Origin of the sequence: Streptomyces sp. W16 (assembly GCF_033194735.1) — a bacterium.
Classification (GTDB): domain Bacteria; phylum Actinomycetota; class Actinomycetes; order Streptomycetales; family Streptomycetaceae; genus Streptomyces.
Window position 1 is genome coordinate 1 of the sequence record NZ_JAWOAI010000628.1, and the last position, 5,008, is coordinate 5,008.

The window sequence follows — 5,008 nt, forward strand, 5'->3', positions numbered from 1 at the left end:
CCGGGTGCCGGAGGCGGAGGCCGTGTTGGCGGGCGGCCGCTCCTTCGAGGCGTGCGCGTCGGCTGCTGCGGAGGCCGTGGAGCCGCCCGCCGACGCGTCCGGCAGCACGCACTACCACAAGGAACTCGTCCGGACCCTGGTCCGGCGCGCCTGCGAGGAGGCCATGTCCTCATGAATGAACGGAAGTTGGTGGGCAAGGCGGTTCGTCGCCGCGAGGATCCGCGGCTGCTCGCCGGGCGCGGCCGGTTCGTCGACGACATCGCGCTGCCCGGCATGCTGCACGCCCAGTTCGTACGCAGCACGGTCGCCCACGCGGAGCTGGCCTCGGTGGATGTGTCGGCGGTGCTCGAAGTCCCGGGCGTCGTCGCGGTGTTCACGGCCGAGGACCTGGAACTGGGCGACATCGTCGCTCAACTGGGGCGCCCGCTCTCCGAGTTCGTCCCGACCGCGATGCCGGTCCTGGCTCGCGACAAGGTCCGCTACGTCGGGGAGCCGATCGCGATCGTCGTGGCCCGCGACGCGTACGCGGCGGAGGACGGCCTGGAGGCGGCGAAGGTCTCGTACGCCACGTTGCCCCCGGTCATGTCCGAGGAGGCGGCGTTCGCGGAGGGCGCCCCGCTCGTCCACGCCGAGGCCGCGCACAACACCCTCGTGGACGTCTCACTGTTCGCGACGGACGGCATCGACCGCATCTTCGACTCGGCACCCTGTGTCGTCGAGGTCGACACCAGGACCGGACGGCAGAACGCGCTGCCGCTGGAGACCCGGGGCGCCGTGGCCCACTGGGACGACCGCGAGGAACAGCTCGTCGTGCACACCTGCACTCAAATCCCGCACCAGGTACGGACGGTGGCATCCCGCTGTCTGCGCCTGGACGAGCGCGCGGTGCGGGTCGTGGTGCCCGACATGGGCGGCGGGTTCGGCCAGAAGTGCGTGGTCGGCCGCGAGGAGATCGCCGCAGCGGCAGCGGCCCTACGGCTACGGCGGCCGGTGAAGTGGATCGAGGACCGCAAGGACGCCCTGACCGCGTCGTTCCTCGCCCGCGAACAGCACTACCGGGCGCGCGCGGCCTTCGACGCCGAGGGCAGGATCCTCGCGCTGGACACGGACGTGGTCTGCGACATGGGCGCGTACTCCTGCTATCCCTTCACCGCGGGCATCGAGCCGCTGATGGCGTCCGCCGAGATGCCCGGCGTCTACAAGCTGCCCGCGTACCGGGTGCGGGGCCGGGCGGTCACCACCAACAAGGCGCCTACCGGGCCGTATCGCGGGGTGAGCCGACCGCAGTACGTGATGGTCATGGAACGGCTCTTCGAGCGGGCCGCCCGCGAATTGGGCGTGGATCCGGTCGAGATCCGCCGCCGCAACGTCATCACGGACTTCCCGTACAAGGGCGTCAACAACATCACCTACGACCCGGGTTCCTATCTGGAGTCGCTGAACCTCTGCGAGCGGCTCGTCAGGGACGAGGGCTGGTACGAGAAGCAGGCAGCGGCGGCGGCCGAGGGCCGGCATCTCGGCATCGGCTACTCGTGCTTCAGCGAGCGCACCGGTTACGGCTCCGCGGCCTTCGCGCAGCGCAAGATGCAGGTGGTGCCCGGCTTCGACATCTCCGAGGTGCGGATGGACACCAGCGGCGCGGTCACCTTCACCACCGGCACGATGAACCACGGACAGAGCCACGAGACGACGATGGCGCAGATCGTCGCCGACGAACTCGCCCTGGACATCGGCAAAGTGAGGCTCCATCAGGGCGATACCGACCGCATCACCTACGGATTCGGCACCTTCGCCAGCCGCTCCATCACCATCGGCGGCAGCGCCGTACGCCTCGCCGCGGCGAAGCTCGGCGACAAACTGCGGGCAATCGCCGCCTCCCGCTGGGGAGTTGCCCCGGACGAGGTGGAGTTGACGGACGGCGCCGCCCGCCGCCGTAGCGCCCAAGACGTGCTCCCCTACAAGGAGATCGCCGACATCGCCTATCTCCAGGCGCACTTGCTGCCCAAGGACATCGAGCCGGGTCTGTCGGCCACCGCCACCTTCGACGTCTTCAACGACGGCACCTTCTCCAACGCCACCCATGCCTGCGTCGTCGAACTCCACGCGGGCACAGGGCAGGTGGAGATCCTGCGGTACGTGTGCGTGGAGGACTGCGGGGTCGCCATCAACCCGCAGGTCGTGGAGGGGCAGTGCCGGGGCGGTATCGCGCAGGGTATCGCGGGCGCGCTGTTCGAGCAGGTGACGTACGACGCCCAGGGCGAGCCGTCGGCGACCGGCTTCATGGACTACAAGGTGCCCACCGCGCACGAGATCCCCGACGTGCTGATCCACCACCTGGAGACGCCCTGCGCGTTCACCGAGACCGGCGCGAAGGGTGCCGGCGAGGGCGGCACGATCGGGGCGCCCGCCGCCGTGCTCAATGCCGTGAACGACGCCCTGCGCCCGACCGGCGTCGAACTCGACCACACACCGATCACCCCCGAGACCGTGCACCGTGCGCTGAACAGCGCCCCGAGCCTGGAGTTGTCCTCATGAACACCGACCCCGTGGCTACTCATCCGGACCTCCAGCTCATCGCCCTCGACGTCAACGGCGAGCGGTACGACGTCATCACCGAGCCCCGCCGCACCCTCGTCGACGTACTGCGCCACGAACTGCGCCTCACCGGCACGCACGTCGGATGCGAGCACGGCATCTGCGGCGCCTGCACGGTCCTGGTCGACGAACGGCCCGTCCGCGCGTGCCTGATGTTCGCGGCGCAGGCGGAGGGGACCCGTATCCGCACGGTCGAGTCGTTGTCAGAGGACGGCGGCGGTGAACTGAACGATCTGCAGCGAGCGTTCACCGAACACCACGCGCTGCAGTGCGGGTTCTGCACTCCCGGGTTCCTGATGCTCGCCGAGGGGTTCCTCGCCGAGCGTCCCGAGGCGAACAAGGAGGAGATCCGCGAGGTGGTCGCCTCGAACCTGTGCCGTTGCACCGGCTACCAGACCATCGTCGAGGCGATCGACGCCTGTGCGACGGCCCGACGCGGGGCCTGCGCGCAGCGCTGCGCGAGCAAGGAGCACTGACCCATGCAGCTCACCAACACCGTGCCGATCAAGGCCTCCCCCGACGACGTCTTCGCCCTGATGAACGACGTCGAACGGGTCGCCTCCTGCATGCCGGGCGCCGCACTCGACGGACAGGACGGTGACGCCTGGCGGGGCCGGGTGAAGATCCGGGTGGGGCCCATCAGCGCCTCCTACGCGGGTACCGTCCGCTTCCTGGAGATCGACGCCGAGAAGCGGCGATTGCGGGTGCACGCGCGCGGCACCGACACTCACGGCAGCGGGGACGCGGAGGCGGAGGTCTCTCTCGACATCCTCCCGGCACCCGAAGGAGCGCTGCTGCAGCTCTCCACGGACCTGGTGATCCGCGGCAAGATCGTCCAGTTCGGCAAGGGCGCGATCGTCACGGTGTCGGACCGGATCCTCCAGCAGTTCGCGCGGAACCTGGGGAGCCTGCTGGACCAGGACCGGGCGACAGGGACCTCCTCGATCGCGACCGCTCCGGTCACTCCGACCGCTCCCGCCGCGGTGCAACCGGCCCTCGCGCAGGACGCCGACCTCGACGGGCTGGCGATGCTGCTCGGCCCACGGGCCGCCAAGTACGGCCTGGTGGCAGGGGTGTTCGCCCTCGGTGTCCTGGAGGGCTGGCTGCTGGGCCGACTCGGCGCCCAGGCACGGGAGTTGCGAGCCCTGCGGAGGGCGTCATGAGCGGGACCCGGTACGGGCAGGAGACGGAACGGACCTACGAGCGGGCCGGGTTCGGCGCACCCGTGCGCCGCGGCAGCCGCCCCGCTCTCATCGTCGTCGACCTCACCCGCGGCTTCACCGAACCGGGCTTCCCCTCGGGCGCCGACCTCACCGAAGTCGTCGCGGCCACCGGCAAGTTGATCGCGTCGGCGCGCCCGGCCGGCGTCCCGGTGGTGTTCACCGCGATCGCCTACACACCGGCCGAGGCGGCGGGCGACGCCGTCACCTGGTTGCAGAAGGCGCAGGGCATGCGGAGCCTGGTCGAAGGCGGCGAGGAGGTCGCGCTCGACCCGCGGCTGCCGCGGGCGCCGCAGGACCATCTGATCGTGAAGAAGGGCGCGTCGGCGTTCTTCGGTACGTCCCTGGCCGCCCTGTTGACCGGACTCGGCTGCGACACGGTGCTGGTGTGCGGTGCGACGACGAGCGGTTGTGTACGGGCCACCGCCGTGGACGCCGTGCAGTCCGGTTTCTCGGTGCTGGTGCCGAGGGAGTGTGTGGGCGACCGTGCGCCGGGACCGCACGAGGCGAGCCTCTTCGACATCCAGGCCAAGTACGGCGACGTGATCGACACCAAGGACGCCGTCGACTATCTCGACGGACTGCCCAGCACAGCCCCGTAACCCCAACTGCCCTGCCCCATTGGAGAACGCATGCCCCCGCCCCCACCCACCCGCTTCCTGTCGCAGTCCGCGCTCGCCGATCTCGCGGACGTCCCCGCCACCAGCCGCTGGGTCCGCTCGGGCGGCGCACGCCTGCACGTCCTGGACTACGGGGGTGACGGCGTCCCTCTGGTCGTGCTGCCCGGCATCACCAGTCCGGCCGTCGCGATGGACTTCGTGGCCCGCGAACTGACGTCTCTCGTACGGCCGTTGGTCGTCGACATCCGTGGGCGCGGGCTGTCCGACGGTGGCAGGTCGTACGGGCTGGAGGAGTACGCCGAGGACACCGAGGCCGTCGTCGCGGGCCTCGGTCTCCATCGGCCGGTCCTGTTCGGGCATTCCATGGGCGCGCGGATCGCGGCCGTGACCGCCGTCCGGGCCAAGGTGGCGCTGCGGGGCACCGTGCTGGGCGACCCGCCGATGAGCGGCCCCGGGCGTGGGCCCTATCCCACTCCCCTGGACGTCTTCCTCGACCAGCTGGCGCAGGCGCGGCGCGGTACCGACGCGGACGAGGTGGCCCGGTCCTGGCCGCGCTGGCCGCGCCGGGAGCAG

5 protein-coding genes are annotated in these 5,008 nt (G+C 70.8%); all 5 read left to right on the forward strand.

The window, feature by feature from the left end:
• The first annotated feature begins 171 nt into the window (after nt 1–171).
• A complete protein-coding gene (locus tag R6V09_RS45635) occupies nt 172–2,535 on the forward strand; it encodes a xanthine dehydrogenase family protein molybdopterin-binding subunit (protein ID WP_317887372.1) in 2,364 nt (787 codons plus the stop codon).
• Entirely contained in the window at nt 2,532–3,071 is a 540-nt protein-coding gene (locus tag R6V09_RS45640) for a (2Fe-2S)-binding protein (protein ID WP_317887373.1), read from the forward strand. The genes R6V09_RS45635 and R6V09_RS45640 overlap by 4 nt, the downstream gene beginning before the upstream one ends.
• Nucleotides 3,072–3,074: 3 nt before the next feature.
• The gene (locus R6V09_RS45645; RefSeq protein WP_317887374.1) at nt 3,075–3,758 is read left to right on the forward strand and encodes an SRPBCC family protein; all 684 of its coding nucleotides are present in this window, start codon (nt 3,075–3,077) and stop codon (nt 3,756–3,758) included.
• Entirely contained in the window at nt 3,755–4,417 is a 663-nt protein-coding gene (locus R6V09_RS45650) for an isochorismatase family protein (RefSeq protein ID WP_317887375.1), read from the forward strand. The genes R6V09_RS45645 and R6V09_RS45650 overlap by 4 nt, the downstream gene beginning before the upstream one ends.
• A 30-nt stretch (nt 4,418–4,447) precedes the next feature.
• On the forward strand, nt 4,448–5,008 hold a 561-nt coding region (locus R6V09_RS45655; RefSeq protein WP_317887376.1), incomplete at its 3' end, for an alpha/beta fold hydrolase.

Coding starts and splice junctions, on each gene's coding strand:
- R6V09_RS45645 (WP_317887374.1), top strand. CDS start 3,075: ATGCAGCTCACCAACACCGTGCCGATCAAGGCCTCCCCCGACGACGTC.
- R6V09_RS45640 (WP_317887373.1), top strand. CDS start 2,532: ATGAACACCGACCCCGTGGCTACTCATCCGGACCTCCAGCTCATCGCC.
- R6V09_RS45650 (WP_317887375.1), top strand. CDS start 3,755: ATGAGCGGGACCCGGTACGGGCAGGAGACGGAACGGACCTACGAGCGG.
- R6V09_RS45635 (WP_317887372.1), top strand. CDS start 172: ATGAATGAACGGAAGTTGGTGGGCAAGGCGGTTCGTCGCCGCGAGGAT.